This is a genomic window from Pseudomonas sp. 478 (assembly GCF_003254125.1).
Lineage (GTDB): Bacteria > Pseudomonadota > Gammaproteobacteria > Pseudomonadales > Pseudomonadaceae > Aquipseudomonas.
In genome coordinates this window covers 84,083-103,882 of the sequence record NZ_QKZG01000017.1, presented here as the reverse complement: position 1 = coordinate 103,882, position 19,800 = coordinate 84,083, and the positions used below count along the sequence as shown (strand labels likewise).

At 59.9% G+C, this 19,800-nt stretch carries 15 protein-coding genes; 8 read left to right on the top strand and 7 right to left on the bottom strand.

The genetic code is table 11. The annotated features are described in order from the left end of the window. The first annotated feature begins 396 nt into the window (after positions 1 to 396). Positions 397 to 3,006: a bifunctional aconitate hydratase 2/2-methylisocitrate dehydratase gene (gene acnB, locus DFS28_RS27415; RefSeq protein ID WP_111452277.1), complete on the top strand. Its 2,610-nt coding sequence runs from the start codon at positions 397 to 399 to the stop codon at positions 3,004 to 3,006. A 103-nt stretch (positions 3,007 to 3,109) separates the two neighbouring features. Here acnB and DFS28_RS27410 read toward each other — a convergent pair whose 3' ends face one another. Both DFS28_RS27410 and DFS28_RS27405 read right to left on the bottom strand, forming a co-directional pair. Next, entirely contained in the window at positions 3,110 to 4,771 is a 1,662-nt protein-coding gene (locus tag DFS28_RS27410) for a SulP family inorganic anion transporter (RefSeq protein WP_111452276.1), read from the bottom strand. Between the two features lie 236 nt (positions 4,772 to 5,007). Further along, positions 5,008 to 6,288 (bottom strand): serine/threonine transporter, encoded by a 1,281-nt coding sequence (locus DFS28_RS27405; protein WP_008149861.1) that lies wholly within the window; start codon positions 6,286 to 6,288, stop codon positions 5,008 to 5,010. Between the two features lie 270 nt (positions 6,289 to 6,558). On the opposite strand from DFS28_RS27405, the gene DFS28_RS27400 reads away from it, so the two are divergent. From DFS28_RS27400 to DFS28_RS27385, 4 genes are all read left to right on the top strand, one after another. Further along, positions 6,559 to 6,942, top strand: a complete 384-nt coding sequence (locus tag DFS28_RS27400; protein ID WP_111452275.1) for a tautomerase family protein — start codon at positions 6,559 to 6,561, stop codon at positions 6,940 to 6,942. Positions 6,943 to 6,973: 31 nt separating this feature from the next. Beyond that, on the top strand, positions 6,974 to 7,591 hold the full coding sequence (locus tag DFS28_RS27395) for a TetR/AcrR family transcriptional regulator (protein WP_111452274.1): 618 nt from the start codon (positions 6,974 to 6,976) through the stop codon (positions 7,589 to 7,591). Positions 7,592 to 7,780: 189 nt separating this feature from the next. Further along, on the top strand, positions 7,781 to 8,299 hold the full coding sequence (locus DFS28_RS27390; protein WP_111452273.1) for a cysteine hydrolase family protein: 519 nt from the start codon (positions 7,781 to 7,783) through the stop codon (positions 8,297 to 8,299). Between the two features lie 148 nt (positions 8,300 to 8,447). Further along, positions 8,448 to 9,416 carry a 2-hydroxyacid dehydrogenase gene (locus DFS28_RS27385; RefSeq protein ID WP_111452272.1) on the top strand — a complete coding sequence of 323 codons (969 nt, stop codon included), beginning with the start codon at positions 8,448 to 8,450 and terminating at the stop codon, positions 9,414 to 9,416. Here DFS28_RS27385 and tssA read toward each other — a convergent pair whose 3' ends face one another. From tssA to DFS28_RS27360, 5 genes are read right to left on the bottom strand one after another with little or no spacing between them, the layout of a single operon-like run. Beyond that, positions 9,417 to 10,505 (bottom strand): type VI secretion system protein TssA, encoded by a 1,089-nt coding sequence (gene tssA / locus DFS28_RS27380; RefSeq protein ID WP_111452271.1) that lies wholly within the window; start codon positions 10,503 to 10,505, stop codon positions 9,417 to 9,419. It lies immediately after the preceding gene. After that, positions 10,502 to 14,320 (bottom strand): type VI secretion protein IcmF/TssM N-terminal domain-containing protein, encoded by a 3,819-nt coding sequence (locus DFS28_RS27375; RefSeq protein ID WP_111452270.1) that lies wholly within the window; start codon positions 14,318 to 14,320, stop codon positions 10,502 to 10,504. Before DFS28_RS27375 ends, tssA begins: the two co-directional genes overlap by 4 nt. Beyond that, positions 14,317 to 15,084 (bottom strand): DotU family type IV/VI secretion system protein, encoded by a 768-nt coding sequence (locus DFS28_RS27370; protein ID WP_111452269.1) that lies wholly within the window; start codon positions 15,082 to 15,084, stop codon positions 14,317 to 14,319. The genes DFS28_RS27375 and DFS28_RS27370 overlap by 4 nt, the downstream gene beginning before the upstream one ends. An 18-nt stretch (positions 15,085 to 15,102) precedes the next feature. Further along, entirely contained in the window at positions 15,103 to 16,434 is a 1,332-nt protein-coding gene (tssK, locus tag DFS28_RS27365; protein ID WP_111452268.1) for a type VI secretion system baseplate subunit TssK, read from the bottom strand. 56 nt (positions 16,435 to 16,490) lie between these two features. After that, positions 16,491 to 16,940 carry a type VI secretion protein gene (locus DFS28_RS27360; protein ID WP_111452267.1) on the bottom strand — a complete coding sequence of 150 codons (450 nt, stop codon included), beginning with the start codon at positions 16,938 to 16,940 and terminating at the stop codon, positions 16,491 to 16,493. A gap of 225 nt (positions 16,941 to 17,165) precedes the next feature. On the opposite strand from DFS28_RS27360, the gene tssB reads away from it, so the two are divergent. The 3 genes from tssB to DFS28_RS27345 all read left to right on the top strand — a co-directional run bounded on the left by tssB (position 17,166) and on the right by DFS28_RS27345 (position 19,799). After that, positions 17,166 to 17,714: a type VI secretion system contractile sheath small subunit gene (gene tssB / locus DFS28_RS27355; protein ID WP_008149836.1), complete on the top strand. Its 549-nt coding sequence runs from the start codon at positions 17,166 to 17,168 to the stop codon at positions 17,712 to 17,714. 28 nt (positions 17,715 to 17,742) lie between these two features. Further along, complete coding sequence (gene tssC / locus DFS28_RS27350; protein WP_111452266.1) at positions 17,743 to 19,224, top strand: type VI secretion system contractile sheath large subunit; 1,482 nt, start codon at positions 17,743 to 17,745, stop codon at positions 19,222 to 19,224. A gap of 77 nt (positions 19,225 to 19,301) precedes the next feature. After that, on the top strand, positions 19,302 to 19,799 hold the full coding sequence (locus tag DFS28_RS27345) for an Hcp family type VI secretion system effector (RefSeq protein ID WP_111452265.1): 498 nt from the start codon (positions 19,302 to 19,304) through the stop codon (positions 19,797 to 19,799). The last annotated feature ends 1 nt before the right edge of the window (position 19,800 follow it).

Sequence of the window (19,800 nt, the reverse complement as noted above, 5' to 3'; positions counted from 1 at the left end):
CACGGGAAAGCAGAACAGGTCGGCATGTTAGCCCTTTGTCTAACATTGATCACCCCTCAAAGTTAAAGGCCTAACTTACCTTTAAATTTTTTTTGCCGTAGAATCAGCCAGCCTTTTAAGGCGCCAATGTCCGTTAGAAGCTGTTTTCAAAGCGTCACGAGCACAGTCGTTCCTTCAGAGCGGTGTTGGCGAAGGGTTTTTCCAGCGGGGAAAAGCCCAACGCCAACCCTCATCAGCTCCCCGTTCTGCAGGCGTAAAACTTTGAAAGCAGCTTCTGTAAGGAATTGTCGGTAATTCTGGCTAAGTGGCCCACAACGCCACGCAGCGCATGAGTACGGCAATTTCGGGATGAGCGTCCCGGACACCCATTTGGGACCACTGATGAGGGTAATAACTGTGCTTGAAGCCTACCGCAAACATATCGAAGAGCGTGCAGCACTGGGTATCGTTCCCCAGCCGCTAAACGCCGAACAAACTGCAGGCCTGGTCGAGCTGCTGAAGAATCCCCCGGCTGGCGAAGAAGCTTTCCTCGTTGACCTGATCACCAATCGCATTCCGCCAGGTGTGGACGAAGCAGCCTATGTAAAGGCCGGTTTCCTGTCTGCCCTCGCCAAAGGCGAAGCAAAATCCCCTCTGATCGACAAGAAACGCGCTGTTGAACTGCTCGGCACCATGCAGGGCGGCTACAACATCGTGACGCTGGTTAATCTGCTGGACGACGCCGAACTGGCGCCAGTCGCTGCCGAAGAACTCAAGCACACCCTGCTGATGTTCGATGCTTTCCACGACGTCGCTGAAAAAGCCAAGAACGGCAACGTTCACGCTAAAGGCGTGCTGCAATCCTGGGCTGACGGCGAGTGGTTCAAAAACCGCCCTGTCCTGGCCGACAAGATCAGCCTGCGCGTGTTCAAGGTCACCGGCGAAACCAACACCGACGACCTGTCCCCTGCTCCAGACGCCTGGTCCCGCCCGGACATCCCGCTGCACGCCCTCGCCATGCTGAAAATGGCCCGTGAAGGCATCGTGCCTGACGCCCAGGGCGTCACCGGTCCGATGAAGCAGATCGAAGAAATGCGCAACGCCGGCTTCCCGATCGCCTACGTCGGTGACGTGGTCGGTACCGGTTCTTCGCGTAAATCCGCCACCAACTCGGTGCTGTGGTTCTTCGGCGACGACGTTCCTTTCGTACCGAACAAGCGTGCCGGTGGTTTCTGCTTCGGCAGCAAAATCGCACCGATCTTCTACAACACCATGGAAGATGCTGGCGCACTGCCAATCGAATTCGACGTCACCAACATGCACATGGGCGACGTGATCGACCTGTACCCGCATGCTGGCAAAGTCTGCAAGCACGGCACTGACGAAGTCCTGACCACCTTCGAAATGAAGACCCCGGTGCTGTTGGACGAAGTTCGTGCCGGCGGCCGTATCCCGCTGATCATCGGTCGCGGCCTGACCGACAAGGCCCGTGCCGAATTGGGCCTGGGCCCTACCGACCTGTTCAAGCTGCCTGAAGCACCTGTCGATACCGGCAAAGGCTTCACCCTGGCGCAGAAAATGGTCGGCAAGGCGTGCGGTCTGCCAGAAGGCAAAGGCGTTCGTCCTGGCACCTACTGCGAACCGAAAATGACCACCGTGGGTTCTCAGGACACCACCGGTCCGATGACCCGTGATGAACTGAAAGACCTGGCGTGCCTGGGCTTCTCGACCGATCTGGTGATGCAGTCCTTCTGCCACACCGCGGCTTACCCTAAGCCGATCGACGTGACCACCCACCACACCCTGCCAGACTTCATCATGACCCGCGGCGGCGTTTCCCTGCGTCCGGGCGACGGCATCATCCACAGCTGGCTGAACCGTATGCTGCTGCCGGACACCGTCGGTACCGGTGGTGACTCCCACACCCGTTTCCCGATGGGCATTTCGTTCCCGGCCGGTTCCGGTCTGGTAGCGTTTGCCGCAGCCACTGGCGTTATGCCGCTGGACATGCCGGAATCGATCCTGGTGCGCTTCAAAGGCAAAATGCAACCGGGCGTCACCCTGCGTGACCTGGTTCACGCCATTCCTTACTTCGCGATTCAGGCTGGCCTGCTGACCGTCGAGAAGAAAGGCAAGAAGAACGCCTTCTCCGGCCGCATTCTGGAAATCGAAGGCCTGGACAACCTGAGCATCGAGCAAGCGTTCGAGCTGTCCGACGCCTCGGCCGAACGTTCGGCTGCCGGTTGCACCATCAAGCTGTCGAAAGAGTCCATCACCGAGTACCTGAGCTCCAACGTCACCCTGCTGCGCTGGATGATCGGCGAAGGCTACGGCGATGCGCGTACCCTGGAACGTCGTGCTCAAGCGATGGAAGCCTGGATCGCCAACCCTGAGTTGATGGTTGCCGATGCTGACGCCGAATACGCTGAAATCATCGAAATCGACCTGGCCGACATCAAAGAGCCTGTACTCTGCGCGCCGAACGATCCGGACGACGCCCGTCTGCTGTCCAGCGTTGCTGGCGAGAAGATCGACGAAGTGTTCATCGGTTCGTGCATGACCAACATCGGTCACTTCCGCGCTGCCGGCAAGTTGCTGGATCAGGTCAAAGGTCAGCTGCCAACCCGTCTGTGGCTGTCGCCGCCGACCAAAATGGACGCTCACCAGCTGACCGAAGAAGGTTACTACGGCATCTACGGCAAGGCCGGCGCGCGCATGGAAATGCCGGGCTGCTCGCTGTGCATGGGTAACCAGGCACGTGTAGAGCCGAACTCGACTGTGGTGTCGACGTCGACCCGTAACTTCCCGAACCGTCTGGGTGACGGCGCGAACGTCTACCTGGCTTCGGCCGAGCTGGCGTCTGTTGCTTCCATCCTGGGTCGCCTGCCGACCGTCGAGGAGTACATGGAATACGCTGGCAAGATCGACAGCATGGCGGCCGATGTTTACCGCTACCTGTCCTTCGACCAGATCGCCGAGTTCCGTGAAGCTGCTGCGAACGCCAACATCCCGGTCGTTCAAGCCTAACGCTGCAACGCAATAAAAAACGCCGCCCATCGTGAGATGAGCGGCGTTTTTTTATGCCTGCATGAAGAGCAATGTCGAATCGTCGCACCGCCGCTCCCAGAGGTTATGCGGATGACTTGAGTGCTTGTTGCACTGCAACGTCGACGCTCAAATCACTGAAGATCACCTGTGCTCGCTCCTGCGCCGGCAACTTCGACAGTACGGCCTGAGCCTGATGCTTGAGCCGCGCCAAAATCAGCAGTTTGTCCTCAGCCCGCACCTGCAAAAAGAACGCCTCCAGCGCCTCAATGCTGGTGCCATCCAGGTCGGGCGTCTCTTCCAGACTGAGAATAATCGTATGAACCGGCGTTAACGCGTGGCGGGCCAGATGCAATGCACCGCCGAGAATGCGCTCCACGTTCGCGAAAAATAACGCTTCGCTCGGTCTGACGATCAGCACACCGGGGATCTCGCGGGCCTGAGGGTGGCGCTGCAGATCGACAAAATCATGACCGCTGCCTATCCGCCCCAGCACCTGAATATCCGCCGATGACATTTGTTTCAACATCAGCACCACACTGATCACCACCGCCACCAACAGACCGTCCAGTACTCCCAGCACCAGCACCGCCGCCACGGCACAGATCACCAGCAGACGGTCACGGCGCCAAATGAAATAACGGCCCAAGGGCTGCAGGCTCAAGCCGCGCGCCAACGCATAAATGACGATGGCCGCCAGCACCGGCTCTGGGGTCAGGGCGATCCAGGGCAACACTGTCAAGACAATGAGCAACACCACCCCCGCCGCGACTGCACCCGCCAGACGCGATCCAGCACCCGCCGCCTCATTGGCCGCGGTCGCCGAGTAACCGGCGCCCGCCGGCATGCCATGAAACAGGCCCGACAGCAGATTGGCCGCGCCGAGTGCCAGCAGATCGCGGTTCGAGGACACACGGTCGCCGTGCTTTAGCGCAAACGAGGTGATCGATCCGTAAGACTCGGCATACAGAATCATCAACATGGCGAACGCCAATTCGCCCAGGCGCAGCCAGTCGGTAAACGGCAGCACGGGAAGACGAGGCACTTCCAGGCTCAGATCAATCACGCCGATCAGTTTCACCCCATAGGCTGGCAAGTTCAGCCATTGGCCGGCCGCGATGCCGAGCGCCACCACCAGCAAACCTCCCGGCAAACGCCTGACCCGCGCGCACAGCCACAGCACCAGCAAGGACACCGCCGCCACGAGGGCGCCGACCCGGTTCCATTGCGGTAATTGCTCAAGCAGTTGCGGCACGAAACGGATCAGGTTGCCATTGCTAACGTGCAGATCGACGATGCTCGCTACTTGCTTGAGGATGATCGTCACTGCCAGGCCGAAGGCAAAGCCTCGCAGAACCGGTTTGGCAATAAACGACGTCACGCTGCCGAGTTTGAACAACCCGGCCAGCAGGAAAAATCCCCCCGTCACCAGCACCAGACCGATCGCCAGGGCCATGCGCAGGCCCGAGTCACCATTGGCCAACGTGGCTGTGGCGGCGGCGAGTACCGCCGCCGAAGACGACGTAGCAGAAACGATGGCAAAGCGACTGGTACCGAACAGCCCGTAGCACAGCAGACCGGCAAATAACGCAATGACACCCGCCTGTGGCGGCAACGCGGCAATGCTTGAATAGGCGACCGCCTCGGGCAACAACAACCCGGCAATCGACAACCCGGCCAAAACGTCCAGCCAGCGGTTTGGCCTGTCGGCACGGGGTTGCGCCGATGCGCCGTGGGCACCTGCCATAAAGCGTCTCCAGAGAAAGGGGCAATCCTGCGGCAAACGGTCTACGACGCGCTGATGCAGCCGCAAGCTTAGCCGCTAATCCCATGGGACGTGTGCGCTGGATCAGGGGCGTGCGTTCTCCAACGCAAAAAAAAACGCCGTCCATCGTGAGATGAGCGGCGTTTTTCATGCCTGCAAGGTTTGCACTAACCCCCTGTGGGAGCGGCGTGTCAGCCAGTGGTTGGCTGGCCTGTGATTCAAGCAGTCAGCGAATAGATCAACGCCGAAATTGCCACCAGGCCCACCGCCGTCACGAAGACGTTGGAAGCCTGACCGCGATAACGCGCCATGGCCGGAACCTTGCGGATCGCGTACATCGGCATCAGGAACAGGATCGCGGCGATGATCGGGCCACCGAGGGTTTCGATCATCCCCAGAATGCTCGGGTTCAGCGTGGCAACGATCCAGCAGACCACCAGCATGAAGGCAGCAGTCATGCGATCCAGGGTCTTCGGTGCCGGGCGCTTGCCACTCTTCACGATCAGACCTTTAAGACCTTCGCTGGCGCCGATGTAGTGGCCCAGGAACGACTTGGAAATGGCCACGAAGGCAATCAACGGCGCCGCGAAGGCGATGGTCGGGTTGCTGAAGTGGTTGGCCAGGTACGACAGGATCGACAGGTTCTGCGCCTTGGCCTCAGCCAATTGCGCCGGCGACAGGGTCAGCACGCAACTGAACACGAAGAACAGCACCATCACCACCATCAAGGCGTGGGCGCGGGACAGAATCTGCGAGCTACGCTCTTCGGCGTGATCGCCATAACGACGCTTCTGGTCCACCGCAAACGCCGAGATGATCGGCGAATGGTTGAACGAGAACACCATCACCGGAATCGCCAGCCATAGCGTGTGCAGCAGTGCCGACGGTTCTGGCAGCGTCGATGCGGTGGCGAGGATGCCGCCGTTCCAGTGGGGAATCAGGAACACCGCGAGGAACAGCAGCGCAACAATGAACGGATAAACCATCAGGCTCATGGCCTTGACGATCGCCTGCTCGCCGCAGCGTACCACCGCCAACAGGCCGAGGATCAGCACGAGCGACAGCACGGCGCGCGGTGGCGGCATGATGTGCAGTTGATGCTCGAGGAAACTGCCCACGGTGTTGGTCAGGGCCACGCTATAGATCAGCAGGATCGGGAAGATCGCGAAGAAGTACAGCAAGGTGATCAGCGCGCCAGCCTTGATCCCGAAGTGCTCTTCCACGACTTCAGTGATGTCCGCGCCTTCGCGTCCGGACAACACAAAACGGGTCAGGCCACGGTGTGCGTAAAACGTCATGGGGAACGCCAACACCGCCAGGACCAGCAACGGCCAGAAGCCGCCCAGACCCGCGTTGATCGGCAAAAACAGCGTGCCAGCCCCGATGGCCGTGCCAAACAGGCCCAGCATCCAGGTGGTGTCATGGCGATTCCAGCTCTCAAGCGTCGCTGGTGTCGCCGATACATAGCGTTCGTCGACGCTATTGGCCTGATCATTCATCCGGTGGGATCTCCGCATTCCGGTCAGTTGCTACCCGGTCAGGACGAGTCGGAAAAATCCGACAGGCAGCGCCCTGGCCGAAACAGGGGCGCGATTGTCCGGGATTAATGAGCAGAAGCAAAGACTTAGCTGAGGAGTGGTTGTGTGGATCAGATCCATTAGCACCCTTCATTAAATAGATGTTTTAAAAAATCTATTTAATAAAGGTTTGCCGTCATGTAATTTCGATGCTCACTGCTGACCGTCAGCCCTTACTTGCGGAGCCCTCTCATGCCACTCGTTCGCGTCGACATCAAGAAGCATCAAGACCCGACTTACGCCAAACGTGTCGGGCAATTGATCTACGCCGCCATGCACAGCGCCATTGGCGTGCCGCAGAACGATAACTTCCAGATTCTTGCCGAGCACGACGAACAACATTTCATTTTTGATCCCGGCTACCTGGGCATCAATCGCACCGACAATCTGGTGGTGATTCAGATCACCTTGAGTGAAGGCCGCACCATCGAGCAAAAGAAACTCCTCTACAAAACCATTGCCGAGAGCCTTAACGCGGAACTGGCGGTGCGCCTGGAAGATGTATTCATCAATTTGGTGGAGGTCAAGAAAGAGAACTGGTCGTTTGGCAATGGCATAGCCCAGTACGCCAGCTGATTTCTACCTTTTATATACCTGTGAGCCGCCAATGCCCCGAGTCTCCCGCAAACAAGCCGAACTCAACCGCGAGATCATCGTCGAGGCCGCCACCCGTCTGTTTCGCGAACGCGGCCTGCACGGGATCAGTGTCGTCGATGTGATGGCCGCGGCCGGCCTCACCCATGGCGGGTTCTATGGTCACTTCGAATCCAGGGAAGCGCTGGCAAAAGAGGCGTGCAGCCGGGCGTTCACTCAATCGATGGAGCGCTGGAAGCAGAAAATAGAAGACAACGACGACAGTCTCTCGGCACGCGAGAGCATCATCGCGCCCTACCTGTCCGCGGCCAATCGCGATAATCCGGGCGAAAGCTGCCCGGTGACCGCGTTTGCCGGCGACATGTGCCATGAAACCGCTGAAAGCGGTTTGCACCAGGCCTACACCCAAGGCCTGGAGGCATTGTTGCAGATGCTGGCACCGCTGATGGGCACGGATCAGCCCGAGACCAATCGGCAAAAAGCGTTGGTGGACTATTCGCTGATGGTCGGCGCCCTGACCCTGGCCCGCGCCACCCGGGGTGACGCCTTGTCCGATGAAATTCTCGACGCCGCCCGGACATTTCTCACCTCGGACACGGCCGTTGACACACCCGCGATGCCGACTGCATGATCGGCCTCATGAATATTCCTGCGCTGAACCTCACCCGCACCACCACGACCGCTTCCGGCGGGTCGTGCGGTGGCTGGCTGAGATAAACACAGCGCAGTGAACCCAAGGCCCCGCCAGCAATGGACCGGGGCCTTGTCGTTTCTCCCGTCCGTTCGGCAATTTTCGTACGACACCCAAGGAGAAACACCCATGTCATCAGCACTGTTGATCATCGATATGCAGGTCGGTCTGTTCCACGGCCCGGAAAAACCCTACGACGGTGAACGGGTACTGGCGAACATCCAGCAACTCATTCGTCAGGCCAGGGAACGCAGCGTGCCGATCTTCGCGGTGCGCCATACCGGCCCCCAAGGTTCGCCCATCGAAGTCGGTAGCCCCTTCTGGCAGCTATTGCCCGCACTGGATCTGGATGCCGGCGCCGATATCCTGTTCGACAAAACCCGACCCAATGCCTTTTACGACACCGCGCTAGCGGAGCAACTGCGGGCTAGCGGGATCAATGAGGTGTTCATCGCCGGCATGAAAACCCAATATTGCATCGACAGCACCTGCCGGGCGGCGGCCGAACTGGGGTTCAAACCCATACTCGTGGCCGACGCGCATACCTGCATGGACACACCGGCGCTGCCGGCCCGGTCGATCATCGAGCACCATAACGCAACGCTGAACGGTGCCTTCGCAAAGGTGTTGAACACCGTGGATATGTAAGCGCTGCGGAAACGCTCCTACACTGAGGTCGAAGGCCATAAGCCTGCTATCGTTGGTAGATGCCAAACCGTCGCGGAATCAGCCATTTGAAGCAACGTTTTCAAGCCACTTTCGAGCCCCGACTTTCCGATGTCCACAGGAGCCCAGCATGCCTGCAACCGTTCTGGTACTGGTTGAAACCATCAATGAGTACCTGCCGATTCTCGAACATCAGGGGTTTCACCTGATTCTGGCTCCGACACCCGCCGAGCGCGCCGACGCCATCACACGGCATGGCGCCCGGATCGATGCGGTGCTGACCCGCGGCCCATTGGGCCTGTATGCCGACGAAATCACCGCCCTGCCCAATCTCAAGATCATTTGCGTGATCGGCGCGGGCTACGAACACGTCGATCTGCAAGCTGCCGCCAACCGGGGCATTACGGTCACCAATGGCGCCGGCGTCAATGCCTCTTCAGTCGCCGACCATGCCATGGCGATGCTGCTGTCGCTGGTGCGTGACATTCCCCGTTGCGATGCCGCCGTGCGCCGGGGTGAGTGGCCGAAAATCATGCGCCCTTCCCTCGCTGGCAAACACCTGGGTGTCCTGGGGCTCGGTGCGGTCGGCATGGCCATCGCCAAACGCGCCGCTCACGGCTTCGACATGACGATCAGTTACCACAACCGCCAGCATCGCAGCGATGTGCCGTACAGCTTCCGCTCGACGCCCACCGAACTGGCACGGGAATCAGACTTTTTGGTCGTCGCCACCCCCGGCGGGCTGGGCACCAAACACTTGATCAACCGACAGGTACTCGACGCCTTGGGCCCCCAGGGCTTCATCGTCAACATCGCCCGAGCCAGCGTGATCGTCACCGCCGACCTGATCAGCTCGCTTGAGCAGCGACGCATTGCCGGCGCCGCACTGGATGTGTTCGATGCCGAACCTCATGTGCCGGACGCACTCAAGGCGTTGACCAACGTGATCCTGACGCCCCATGTCGCGGGGCTGTCCCCGGAGGCAACGCAAGGGACTGTTGAACTGGTCGGGAAAAACCTGGTGGCGTTCTTTTCCGGTCAGCAGGTATTGACGCCCATTGCCTTGCCCACACCGATCATGGCCATGCCAATTCGCTGATCAAAGGACGCCCAACAGCGTCCACAGGCGCCGGGATTCGGCATCGGCCGAGATCAGTTCGCCCAACAGTTCGCTTAGAGGCTTGTTGCCCCACTCCACCCCGCGCTTGATCAAGTACGGGACAGGGCTGTGGGGTTCGGTGCGCGCCAGGTACTCGGCAATCAATAGCAATTGTCGATACGCCTCGTCGCGACTCGCCGGCTCGCGAAACACCTGAGGCACCGATGTCGCTTGCGGCAAATCGACAGGTCCGGACGCCGCCACGGATGGCGCCCCGACAGGTACCTCGGTTGACTGTCGTGGGTGCATGGCAATGAACTCCTGGACCAGCGTCAATAGCGCCTCGATCACGTCCTGCAAGGCTTTGAAGCCCGGGGCCTGAGTGCCGAGATAGGCATCGCTCCAGCCTTCCAGCCGTTGCAGATGTTGCAGGCTCATCAGCAGACAGCCCTGGCTGTGCAACCAGAATGACAGGGGCGTTGCACGAATCTGTTCGGTAAGTTTCTTCTGTTCACTGCGCGCAGTTTCCGCCGAGGCTTTCGCCGCCTTGCTGTCATTGACCAGCACCTGTTGCACCTGCAAACGCCGCCAGGCATCCAGACACAAGCCATCGAATTCGCTGTTACGCGGATCGAGCAACGGCACTCGGGTCAGTAACACTTCACTGTAGCGCCGGGACAGCCATTCAAGCGGTATTACCCGCCATGACTGATCACCGTCCTCAGCCTGAGGATGAAGATGCTCGGGATAGCGTTCGCATAACCCTGCAACCAACGCGAGACTGCCCGGTAACCCTTCCAGCCCGTCCTGATGCAACCAGGCCTCACCGAGCCAGGCGCAGAGCATCAGGTCCTTGCTGCGTTCCAGCAGCAAGGTCGTGGTCAGTTTTTCCAGTTCCGGCCATTGCGCCCGTTTGATCGACGACTGCCAGACGCCCGTCGGCAGGCTCGTGTCGTCCTCGCGGCGCAGTTCACGCGCCTGGTCGAATTCACGTTCATAGCGCAAATCCTGACCGCAAGGTGCGTCCTCGCTGATCGGCTCAAGCAACCGGACAATCAGTTCCGGTAACGGTTTTGAAGGCAGGCTCACAGTCCCTCCTCATTGTTCACCAGATTCGCGGTCACCCCTGTCACCATGAACGGCGAACGCGGCGCTCGGGTGGGCAGCGGCTGAATGGATAGCGGCAGCTTCGAGCCCTGGGTCATCAGCGACAGGCGAACAAACATCAGGGTCTGCTCAGCAGTGGCGGTCTGCGCCGTTACCGGCAAGCGCAACGTCAGCGGAAAATCGGTGTAATCCATATTCGGCTGGCGCTGCACCGACTGGTGCGAACGGATCAATCGCAGCAATGACCACGGCCCGCCGTACTCCCAACCGGCTTCAAGATCGCGCACGACCAGGCTTGGCTGCAACGGATCGTTGGCCGGGCGCTGGTAACCGTTTCTGGCCCAACGCAAGGTCAACCGGACGGGTTGGCCGACCATCCAGCGCAGGTTCGGCTGGGCTTCGCCGGGGTAGCTGATCTGTTGATTGCCGGCATCCAGCCCCCAGGCAATCACTTGATCGGCACCGCGCTCCTCCTCTCGATCGGTGCGCCAGCGCACGTCCATTTCAACGCCGAGGATGCCGCTCTTGTCCCGCACAAATAGCGGGCTCAGCCAGGTACTGGCCTGCTTCAAACGGTTGAGAAAATCCTCAGCGGCCAGGCGCTCGGGCGTCTGACTAAGCTGCAATCCGGCCTGGGCCACGGGCAAACGCTTGTCGATCAGTTCGAGAAAATGCTGAACCCGCGCAGGGTCCGCGTCGGAAGCCTGAATGCCCTTGGCAAACGGAAAGCGCTCGGCCAGGTATTGATTGAAATAATTGGCCAGGTCGTTCCACGCCACCGATGCCTGCCGCTGCTGCAGAAACTGACAACGTTGCATGGCGCTTTGCTGCAGTTCCAGGGCGCGCATGGCCAACGTCCCGCGCCCGCCGGACAGGCTGACGGTTTGCAGGACCTGGCCGCAGGACGTGGCATCCATTTCGATGAAGTCGCGGCTCACCAACTGCTCGATCTGGGCCGGCGAACTGGCGGGATTCTGGTCCTTGTACTTGAGCAGTTCATCGTTAAGTGCGCTGAATTGTGTCACCCGCTCGTAATCCAGCGCCGAGAGATTCTGCTGCTGGGTTTTCAACCACTCCAGCGCCGAGGTGCGCCGTTCGGTGATGCCCAGCATGGTATTGAATTGCTGCTTGAGACTCAGCTTCAAATCCTGCACGTCGCTGGCGCCATACAGTTGCAGACCGAGGTTTTTAGAGCCGTCCCACTGGCTGATTTCAGTGCGCTCGCTGAAGAGCGGCTGGGCGACGATTTCACCCAGGCCGTCGACCACCTGGTTCAGTGCGCGTCGGTTCAAGGCGCTTTGCAAACGCGTCGCCAGGTCGCTGCGGCGTAACTCGACAAAGGCTTTCTGCAACGCCACCGCCTGAGGCGCCTGTACATTGAACACCCCGTAGGCAGGAGACTGGTCATTGTGCTCCTTGAGGCTCAACCACATGGCCTTGGCCGCAGCGCCTTCGGCGGCTTGCAACAATGCACCGCGATAATCCGGCGGGATACGCGGCAGTTCTTCGGCGGCGTAACGCTTGTAACTGGCGAAATAGTTCAGCGCGCCGTTGAGGTCATCGCCATCGACATTCTGGCCCTGCATGTCGCTGGCATCCGACTGATCCGCACGCAAGGCAATGGCCACGAAATCGCGTTTGAACAGGGCCTGCACCGCGTTGTTCAACTGGCTGACATGCTCTTGTAACGTCAGTTGCCCGCTACCTTGTTGCACCAGCAAGTTGCCTCTGGCCCCTGCCTGAGCGATCCACTGATCGCGAAAACTCTGCTGCAACTTCGACGCTTGCTGATCCAGTTGCTGTTCGACCTGCGGACCGAGCAAGATGCTCTGGCGCACCTTGTCCATCATCTCGCGATAGCCAGGTACCAGATCCTGGCCTTTGCCGCGGCTCCATGCCGAGTTGGTCAGGCCGATCAGCGCTTGCAGGTCGTCGATCAGCGCCCGCAGGTCCTCAAGCTCAGTCAGGGAGTTGCCACTGCCGACCTCGAGCCGCTCCAGGTGCAACTTGAGATAACCGGCCTGGCGCACGAAGTTGTCCGCGAGAAAGTACTGGTCCAGCCAGCGTTCCATGAGCCCGGAAAAGTTTTCCTCTATCGTCGCGCGCTCCATGGCCAGGTCCAGCGGTTTGAAGTCGCCGCTATCGGTATCGAGCAACACCCGGTTGTAAAAACCGGCATGGCGCAACGTGCCGACATTGAGGTTCAGGGACAACGCGTTGTTGCTCAACAATGCCAGGTCTTCAAGCGGCGCCTTCGGGTTGTTCAGCGCCTGATTGAACCATTGATTCTGTTGCTCAAGACGTACCGCGCGCGCCACCAGATCTTTGGCCTTGGCATAGTTCTGCCATTGGGCCGGGTCTTCGCTTTCGACGTTGCCACGTCGCTCCGTATTGCGGATGGCCTTGAGTTGCACCAGTTCCGCGCTCAGCAGGCTGTGCAACGGCTGCAACAAATGGCTCTGGGCGGTCAAGCGCAGTTGATTCTCCAGTTGCATGTCCAGAGATGAGAACCAGGAGGTGGGAAACACCACGCGAGTAAAACTCCACTGCGGGGCCTTCTCCAGAACTCGCCAGAAACCCTGGACGTTGCGCCGGGTCGACTCCAGTCGATGGGACTCATCCGTAACCGCCACGTAATTCTTCTGCGCGCCTTGCAGCAGGCGCGACAGTTCATGAGCCTCCTTGACCGAGTCCTGCCAGACCCACAGCATGCTCACGGCCCAGACCACACCGACCGCCACCGCCACCACACCGGTCAATCGCTGCCAACGCTGACGCAGGCGCAACAGTCGGGGCACAACCTGGGCCACCCCCCGTTCGGCGACCACACGCCGTTGCCACAACTGCCGGGCAAACGTGCTTTGCTGCAACCCGGTGTCGTAGGCCGAAAATCCGTTGAGAGTGTCCTGCGCCGGCTGGTTGGCGGTGAAATAAACCCCTCGAAAACGCGGCGCCTCACCTTGGGCATTGCCCTGAAAAACCGGTTCCAGCAGGGTTTGCAGGTTGCGCCTCAAGGCTTCAAGACGTTCCGGCAAACCAAATAGCTCGCCACTCAAATGGCCGGACAAGGCACCGATTTCGATGATTGACTCCGATAAGGCGCGGTTAACCTGGTCCAGCGCCTGATCACTCCATTGCGCTTGCCAGGTCGCATCGGGGCCATGGGGTGAGGACCAGCCCAACACCTGCTCGCGGGTTTCGACCGGCAGTGCCGTGATCAACTCTTGAAAACCCGGCAGCTCTTCCATTCCGGTAATGACCACGTACACCGGCAGGCTCAGGCCGAACCGTTGCAATAGATCGATGAACCGTCGGCGAGCCGCCAGGCCCAGGGTCGCGGCCTGTTCGGTATTGCCCAGGCGACTGACCGGCACGGTCCAGATCACCCCGTCCAGTGGCCGTCTGCTACGCAAGCGCAAGATCAACCCCAACAAGCGCCACCAGCCGCCCCGTTGCAGGTTCATGCCTTCATCCGGCAGAAACAGCGCCTGTGGCACCACCAATACCGCGCCTTCGGAGTCCGACCACCAGCGCCCGAACCAGGCCGGTTTGTCCGTCGGTTGCAGGTGCCACTGACTGCATAACTGTGTGCCTTGGGTTTCGTTGCCGAGCATCAGCAACCATGGAATCTGGTAGCGGTCCTGAGCGCCCTGCTCCTGCTCCATGTGCCGCACCGAGGCATAAAAACTGCGGATCGCCGCTCCGCTCTGGGTGCGCAACCACCAGACCGCCACCCCGATAATGCTCAGCACCAATAGCACGGCGATGGCCAGGCCGATAATCTCCAGGGTGCTCATGAGTCTTGCTCCGAGGTGGCAACCGAATCGGTCATCTGCAAAACCGGTTCGAGCTCCTGGCGAATATCCCGCCAGAACAACTGGCCGAGTCCGGTCAGCAACAGGATCATGGCGAGTATCCCCAGGCCCAGGCGAAAGCCATCGGGCAACGATTGACGCACAGGCAACTGCACCGGCGGCACGGCCGAAGGTTGCGCGAGCCTGGCGCTGACATCGACATAATCCGCTTCGTGCTGCCAGGCAAAGGTGAACAGCGCCAGGCGTAATTTTTCATGTTGAGCCTGACTCTGCTCGCCCCGCAGCCGCCCCTCAAACCCTAATACCAGGCACTGCAAATAGACATTGGCGAGGTCGCGGGTGGTGGGAATCTGCTCGTCCAGCAACGTCTTGATGGCCAACGGCAGCCTCTCACCGGCCTGACGGCTGGCGTACATCCTCGACTCCAGGGGTTTTTCCTGCCAGGCGGACTGGCCCGGCCACGGGGTAAACAACAAGGTTTCATCGATCAGCGCGACAAAGGCATAGACCAGCGCCTTGACCTGTTCGGTCGCGGCGTCGCCGACCCGAGCGAATGCCGTTCGCCACAGCCGCTGGGAAATTTGCGTAGACAGTTCGACCACGGCCGCCACCAGCGCCTCGTCGTCATTGTCCTTGGGTAACTGGTTCCATTCCTCGGACCATTGCAGCCAGGCCTCGCGAAAGGCACTGCTCAGCGGTGCTTCGTGGAGGCCCCGTGTACCCGTCCCGGCATTTCCCTCAGACATATGACGCCCCTTCCTTGATCAAGCACTTTCGCTCGCCTGGGTCACAAACAACACCACTTGCCATGGGCTGCTCGCCGGTTTTGAGGCCGGCGCGACAATCAGCAACGGCAACTGCCCGTCGAACCATTGGCCTTCAGCCGTCACCACAAACAACCGCGTATCGTCGCCGACGCTGTAGGCCACTTGCTCGTTACGGCTCATGGCTTGATGGGACAAGCCGCTCATGCGCTGGCGACTGAGCAACGGGATGTGCGGCTGCGACGCGATGATCGCACCGCTCAGCCATTCGCTGGCGGCTTGCTCGCCCACACCGTTGGGCATGCGCAAACCGATAACCAGGCGCTGGCTTGGCTGATCGTCGGGCAGTTGAATCGAGAAGCTCTGTTCACTGCGCGAAAACGGCAGGCTGCGATAGCCGGCGCGAATCAATTCGAGGGTTTTCTCCAGCCAGTCGAGGACCGCTTCATAGCCGCGTTGCAGCTCCAGAAAATCCAGCGGTGCAAACGGCGGCACTCCGGCCAACGGGTCCAATGCAGACCAGGCGCCAGCCAGTCCGAGCAACAGGCCATACAGGGTTTGCGGGTTGGCTTGACGGCTGCCCAACGCGCCTTCGACTTCCGGCAGCCGGGCCCAGAGTGCGGTCAACTGGCGACGAATTTCCATCGCGTCGTCCTGATTGCCGGCCTGCTGCGCCTGACGCAAACGCCCGGCGAGGAACATGCATTTCTCCCGCGCCCGGGCACACAAACCGGCCACCCGACGGCCGATGACGGACTCCGGCAACAGGCTGGGGGTGGGTGGTGTGTAAGGCAACGGGATAAAACCGCCACCCTCCTTGCGGATTTTCAGCAGCGGCAGGCAGATGGAGTCGGCCTTGTTCAACTGCGTGCACAACCGCGGATTCGGACGCCACACGGTGATCGATTCGGGGGACTCGCCGCTGGTTAAATCCGGCAACGCATCGCCGACCACTGATTGCAGTCGGCCCTTGAGCGGCAGCAACTGCCCGGCACGCCACAACGGACTGACCGCCAGAAAAACCGTCACCGTGGCGTCGTCGGTGGCGTTGATGGTTTCGCTGACGTCGAGCTCCAGTGTCGGTCCCACACCGGCTTGCAGATTGACCGGCAAACCGTCGGGCATTGTCCCTTGCAGATGGAGCAACCGCACCAGCCCGGCACTGAGTGCGCCGGGGTCGATTTCGACCCGACTCACGCCCCAGAACCATGGATTACACGCCTGGGCAAAATGCGCCACCAGCGCCTCCGCCCGTAGCCCTTGTAACTGAAAATGCTGGGGCAATAACTGCATGCCCTCGTGCCAGCAAACTGCGTCAGGTAACAGGCTCATACGATTCCTTTCGACGTCGAAGTGTCGCCGCGCACATGGGCGTTTTTGCGATGCATTCAGTTCGGGCTGTCGCCAACCAACGTCATCTCGCGACTGTCGAACTTGAGCCAGACATTGCTCTGGTCATCCAGCCGCAACCGGTGTGCTCCGGGAGTGTTATAGCTGGCGAAGACTAAAAGTCCAGCCGCCCGCTTGCCCCCCAGCGGGAAGGGTTGTTTATCGATGAATTGACCGGGGACCAGCTCAAGCCCCCAGACCGTCATCAGCTGCCGGTAGTCGCGTTGATACTGCTCACGCTCGGTGAACCACTGCCGCGCGGTGATGCCCGACAATTGTTTGAGCAAATCCTTGTCGTTCACTGCAATAAAATCCACGGCAATCGGGGTGTCGTCGTTGGCCTTCGGAGCAACGTCGAGGGTCAGGTTGTCGAGCTCCACACGAGGTCCGAATAACGAACAGCTGGTGAGGGTCAGGAACAAGACCAAAGCAAAAAAACGTGCAGGCAAAATGAGTTTTCCTTTTCTCGAGACAGTCCAAAAATCTTTTCGCTTGCTTTTTTATAGACCTGTTCTAGCTTCTTGGATAGTTCGGCCCACACAGCGAACGAGGAAGGTTTGTCAAAGGAACGACAGGTCCATCTGCCACCCTTTCTAACCTACGGTCCAGCAAGGGAAAGCGATGAGCGGGCCTCCCGATGCATTGCGCCCGCTCATGCATCGGAGTCAGCCAACATGGCAGAAAGTACTCAGCACAAGCTCGACAGGGTCCGCCCGCCCAGGGTGCAAATCACTTACGACGTCGAAATCGGCAACGCCATCGAAAAAAAGGAACTGCCATTGGTCGTTGGCATTCTCGCCGACCTTTCCGGCAAGCCCCTCGAGCCACTCGCGAAACTGAATGAACGGCGCTTCACCGAAATCGACCGCGACAACTTCAACGAAGTGCTCGCCTCGATCGCGCCCCGCGCCACCTTGCAGGTCACCAACACCCTCAGCGGCGACGACAGCAAGCTCAACATCGAGCTCAACTTCAAACACATCGACGACTTCGACCCGGTCAAGGTGGTCGAGCAAGTGACCCCGCTGCGGCGCCTGTTCGAAGCCCGCCAGCGTCTGCGTGACCTGCTGACCAAGCTCGATGGCAACGATGACCTGGACAAGCTGTTGCGCGATGTCATCGCCAATACCGAGGGCCTGCAAGAGATCAAGTCTGCGCGTCCGGAAACCGCTGCCGCTGCTCCCGCAGGCGACACCGAAGCCCCGGCAGAACCGCAAGCCTGATCACTCATTCACTTAGGGAGATGTCGCCATGCCCGCTTCAGCCGCCGCCAAAACCAGTGAAAGCACCACGCAAAGTCTGTCCCTGCTAGACCGCATCATCGCCGAAGGCCGCATGGCCCATGACGACAGCCAACAGGATTACGCCCGCGACATGCTCGCGGAATTCGCCACCCAGGTTCTCGACGAAGGCATGGCCATCGACAAGGACACCGTGGCGATGATCAACGACCGTATCAGCCAGATCGACGAGCTGATCAGCGCCCAGCTCAACGAGGTGTTGCACCATCCAGACCTGCAAAAACTCGAGGCCTCCTGGCGTGGCCTGCACCTGCTGGTGCAGAACACCGAAACCAGTTCCCGGCTGAAGCTGCGCCTGCTCAACGTGACTCAGAAAGAGCTGCAAAACGATCTGGAAAAAGCCGTCGAGTTCGACCAGAGCGCGCTGTTCAAAAAAATCTACGAAGAAGAATATGGCACCTTCGGTGGCCACCCGTTCAGCTTGCTGGTGGGTGATTACACCTTTGGCCGGCACCCGCAGGACATCGGCCTGCTGGAAAAACTGTCGAACGTCGCCGCTGCCGCCCATGCGCCGTTCATTGCTGCCGCCAGCCCGAGGTTGTTCGACATGAACAGCTTCACCGAACTGGCCGTGCCACGCGATCTGTCGAAAGTCTTCGAGAGTCAGGAGCTGATCAAATGGCGCTCCTTCCGCGAAAGCGAAGATTCGCGCTACGTCTCGCTGGTGCTGCCGCATTTCCTGCTGCGCCTGCCTTACGGCCCGGAAACCTCGCCGGTGGAAGGCATCAATTACGTCGAAGACGTCAACGGCAGCGACCACGGCAAGTACCTGTGGGGTAACGCCGCCTGGGCCTTGTCGCAACGCATCACCGAGGCCTTCGCCAAGTACGGCTGGTGCGCGGCAATTCGCGGTGCCGAAGGCGGTGGCGCGGTCGAAGGCCTGCCGGCCCATACCTTCCGCACCAGTTCAGGTGACTTGTCACTCAAATGCCCGACCGAAGTGGCGATCACCGACCGCCGGGAAAAAGAGCTCAACGACCTCGGTTTCATCGCCCTGTGCCACAAGAAAAACAGCGACGTGGCGGTGTTCTTCGGTGGCCAGACCACCAACAAGTCCAAGCTTTACAACACCAACGAGGCCAACGCCAACGCACGGATTTCGGCGATGTTGCCGTACGTGCTCGCCGCCTCGCGTTTCGCGCACTACTTGAAGGTGATCATGCGCGACAAGGTCGGCAGCTTCATGACCCGCGACAACGTGCAGACCTACCTCAACAACTGGATCGCCGACTACGTGCTGATCAACGACAACGCGCCGCAAGAGATCAAGGCGCAGTACCCGTTGCGTGAAGCCCGGGTAGATGTGACCGAGGTTGCCGGAAAACCCGGCGCCTACAGGGCCACGGTGTTCCTGCGGCCGCACTTCCAGCTCGAAGAGCTGACTGCGTCGATCCGCCTGGTCGCCACCCTGCCGCCACCTGTAGCCGCCTGACCTGCCTCTCTCCCGCCGGCTAACCCGGCGGGAGTTCTCCGTTTATCTAGCGCGATAACCTTCAGGAGTTTCATGCGATGGATGCAATCATTCTCGACCTCGGCGGCGACATCAAAGGCGACAGTCTGCTCGAGGGCTACGCGGACAAAATCGAAGTCATGTCCTACAGCCACAACGTGGCCATGCAGGTAACCAACGACGTCAGCAACTCGGAACGGACCTCCGGCAAGCCACACATCGGCGAGTTCACCCTGACCAAATTCGTCGACAGCTCCACCCCATCCCTCAACGAGTATTGCTGCGCCGGCAAACCGATCCCTGAAGCCAAGATCACCATCGGCCGCAACGCCGCCGAAGGCAGTGGGAAGCTGATGCCGTTCATCATTTACACCCTGACTAATGTCGTGCTGTCGAACGTCAGTGTCAGCGGCGGTACGGGTGGTAAACCGGTGGAAACCCTTTCCCTGAACTTCACCAAGATCAAATGGGAACTCACTGCCCAGAAAGACGACGGTACCAAGGAAGGTACGGCCGCCTCGACCTGGGACATGGCTGCCAACAAGCTCGTCAAGTAAG

What these genes read in the sequence shown, in the direction of transcription:
- DFS28_RS27410 (WP_111452276.1), bottom strand. Translation starts at nt 4,771, where the DNA reads ATGGCAGGTGCCCACGGCGCATCGGCGCAACCCCGTGCCGACAGGCCA.
- tssB (WP_008149836.1), top strand. Translation starts at nt 17,166, where the DNA reads ATGGCAGAAAGTACTCAGCACAAGCTCGACAGGGTCCGCCCGCCCAGG.
- DFS28_RS27400 (WP_111452275.1), top strand. Translation starts at nt 6,559, where the DNA reads ATGCCACTCGTTCGCGTCGACATCAAGAAGCATCAAGACCCGACTTAC.
- tssK (WP_111452268.1), bottom strand. Translation starts at nt 16,434, where the DNA reads ATGAGCCTGTTACCTGACGCAGTTTGCTGGCACGAGGGCATGCAGTTA.
- DFS28_RS27375 (WP_111452270.1), bottom strand. Translation starts at nt 14,320, where the DNA reads ATGAGCACCCTGGAGATTATCGGCCTGGCCATCGCCGTGCTATTGGTG.
- DFS28_RS27345 (WP_111452265.1), top strand. Translation starts at nt 19,302, where the DNA reads ATGGATGCAATCATTCTCGACCTCGGCGGCGACATCAAAGGCGACAGT.
- tssC (WP_111452266.1), top strand. Translation starts at nt 17,743, where the DNA reads ATGCCCGCTTCAGCCGCCGCCAAAACCAGTGAAAGCACCACGCAAAGT.
- DFS28_RS27395 (WP_111452274.1), top strand. Translation starts at nt 6,974, where the DNA reads ATGCCCCGAGTCTCCCGCAAACAAGCCGAACTCAACCGCGAGATCATC.
- DFS28_RS27390 (WP_111452273.1), top strand. Translation starts at nt 7,781, where the DNA reads ATGTCATCAGCACTGTTGATCATCGATATGCAGGTCGGTCTGTTCCAC.
- DFS28_RS27385 (WP_111452272.1), top strand. Translation starts at nt 8,448, where the DNA reads ATGCCTGCAACCGTTCTGGTACTGGTTGAAACCATCAATGAGTACCTG.
- DFS28_RS27370 (WP_111452269.1), bottom strand. Translation starts at nt 15,084, where the DNA reads ATGTCTGAGGGAAATGCCGGGACGGGTACACGGGGCCTCCACGAAGCA.
- DFS28_RS27405 (WP_008149861.1), bottom strand. Translation starts at nt 6,288, where the DNA reads ATGAATGATCAGGCCAATAGCGTCGACGAACGCTATGTATCGGCGACA.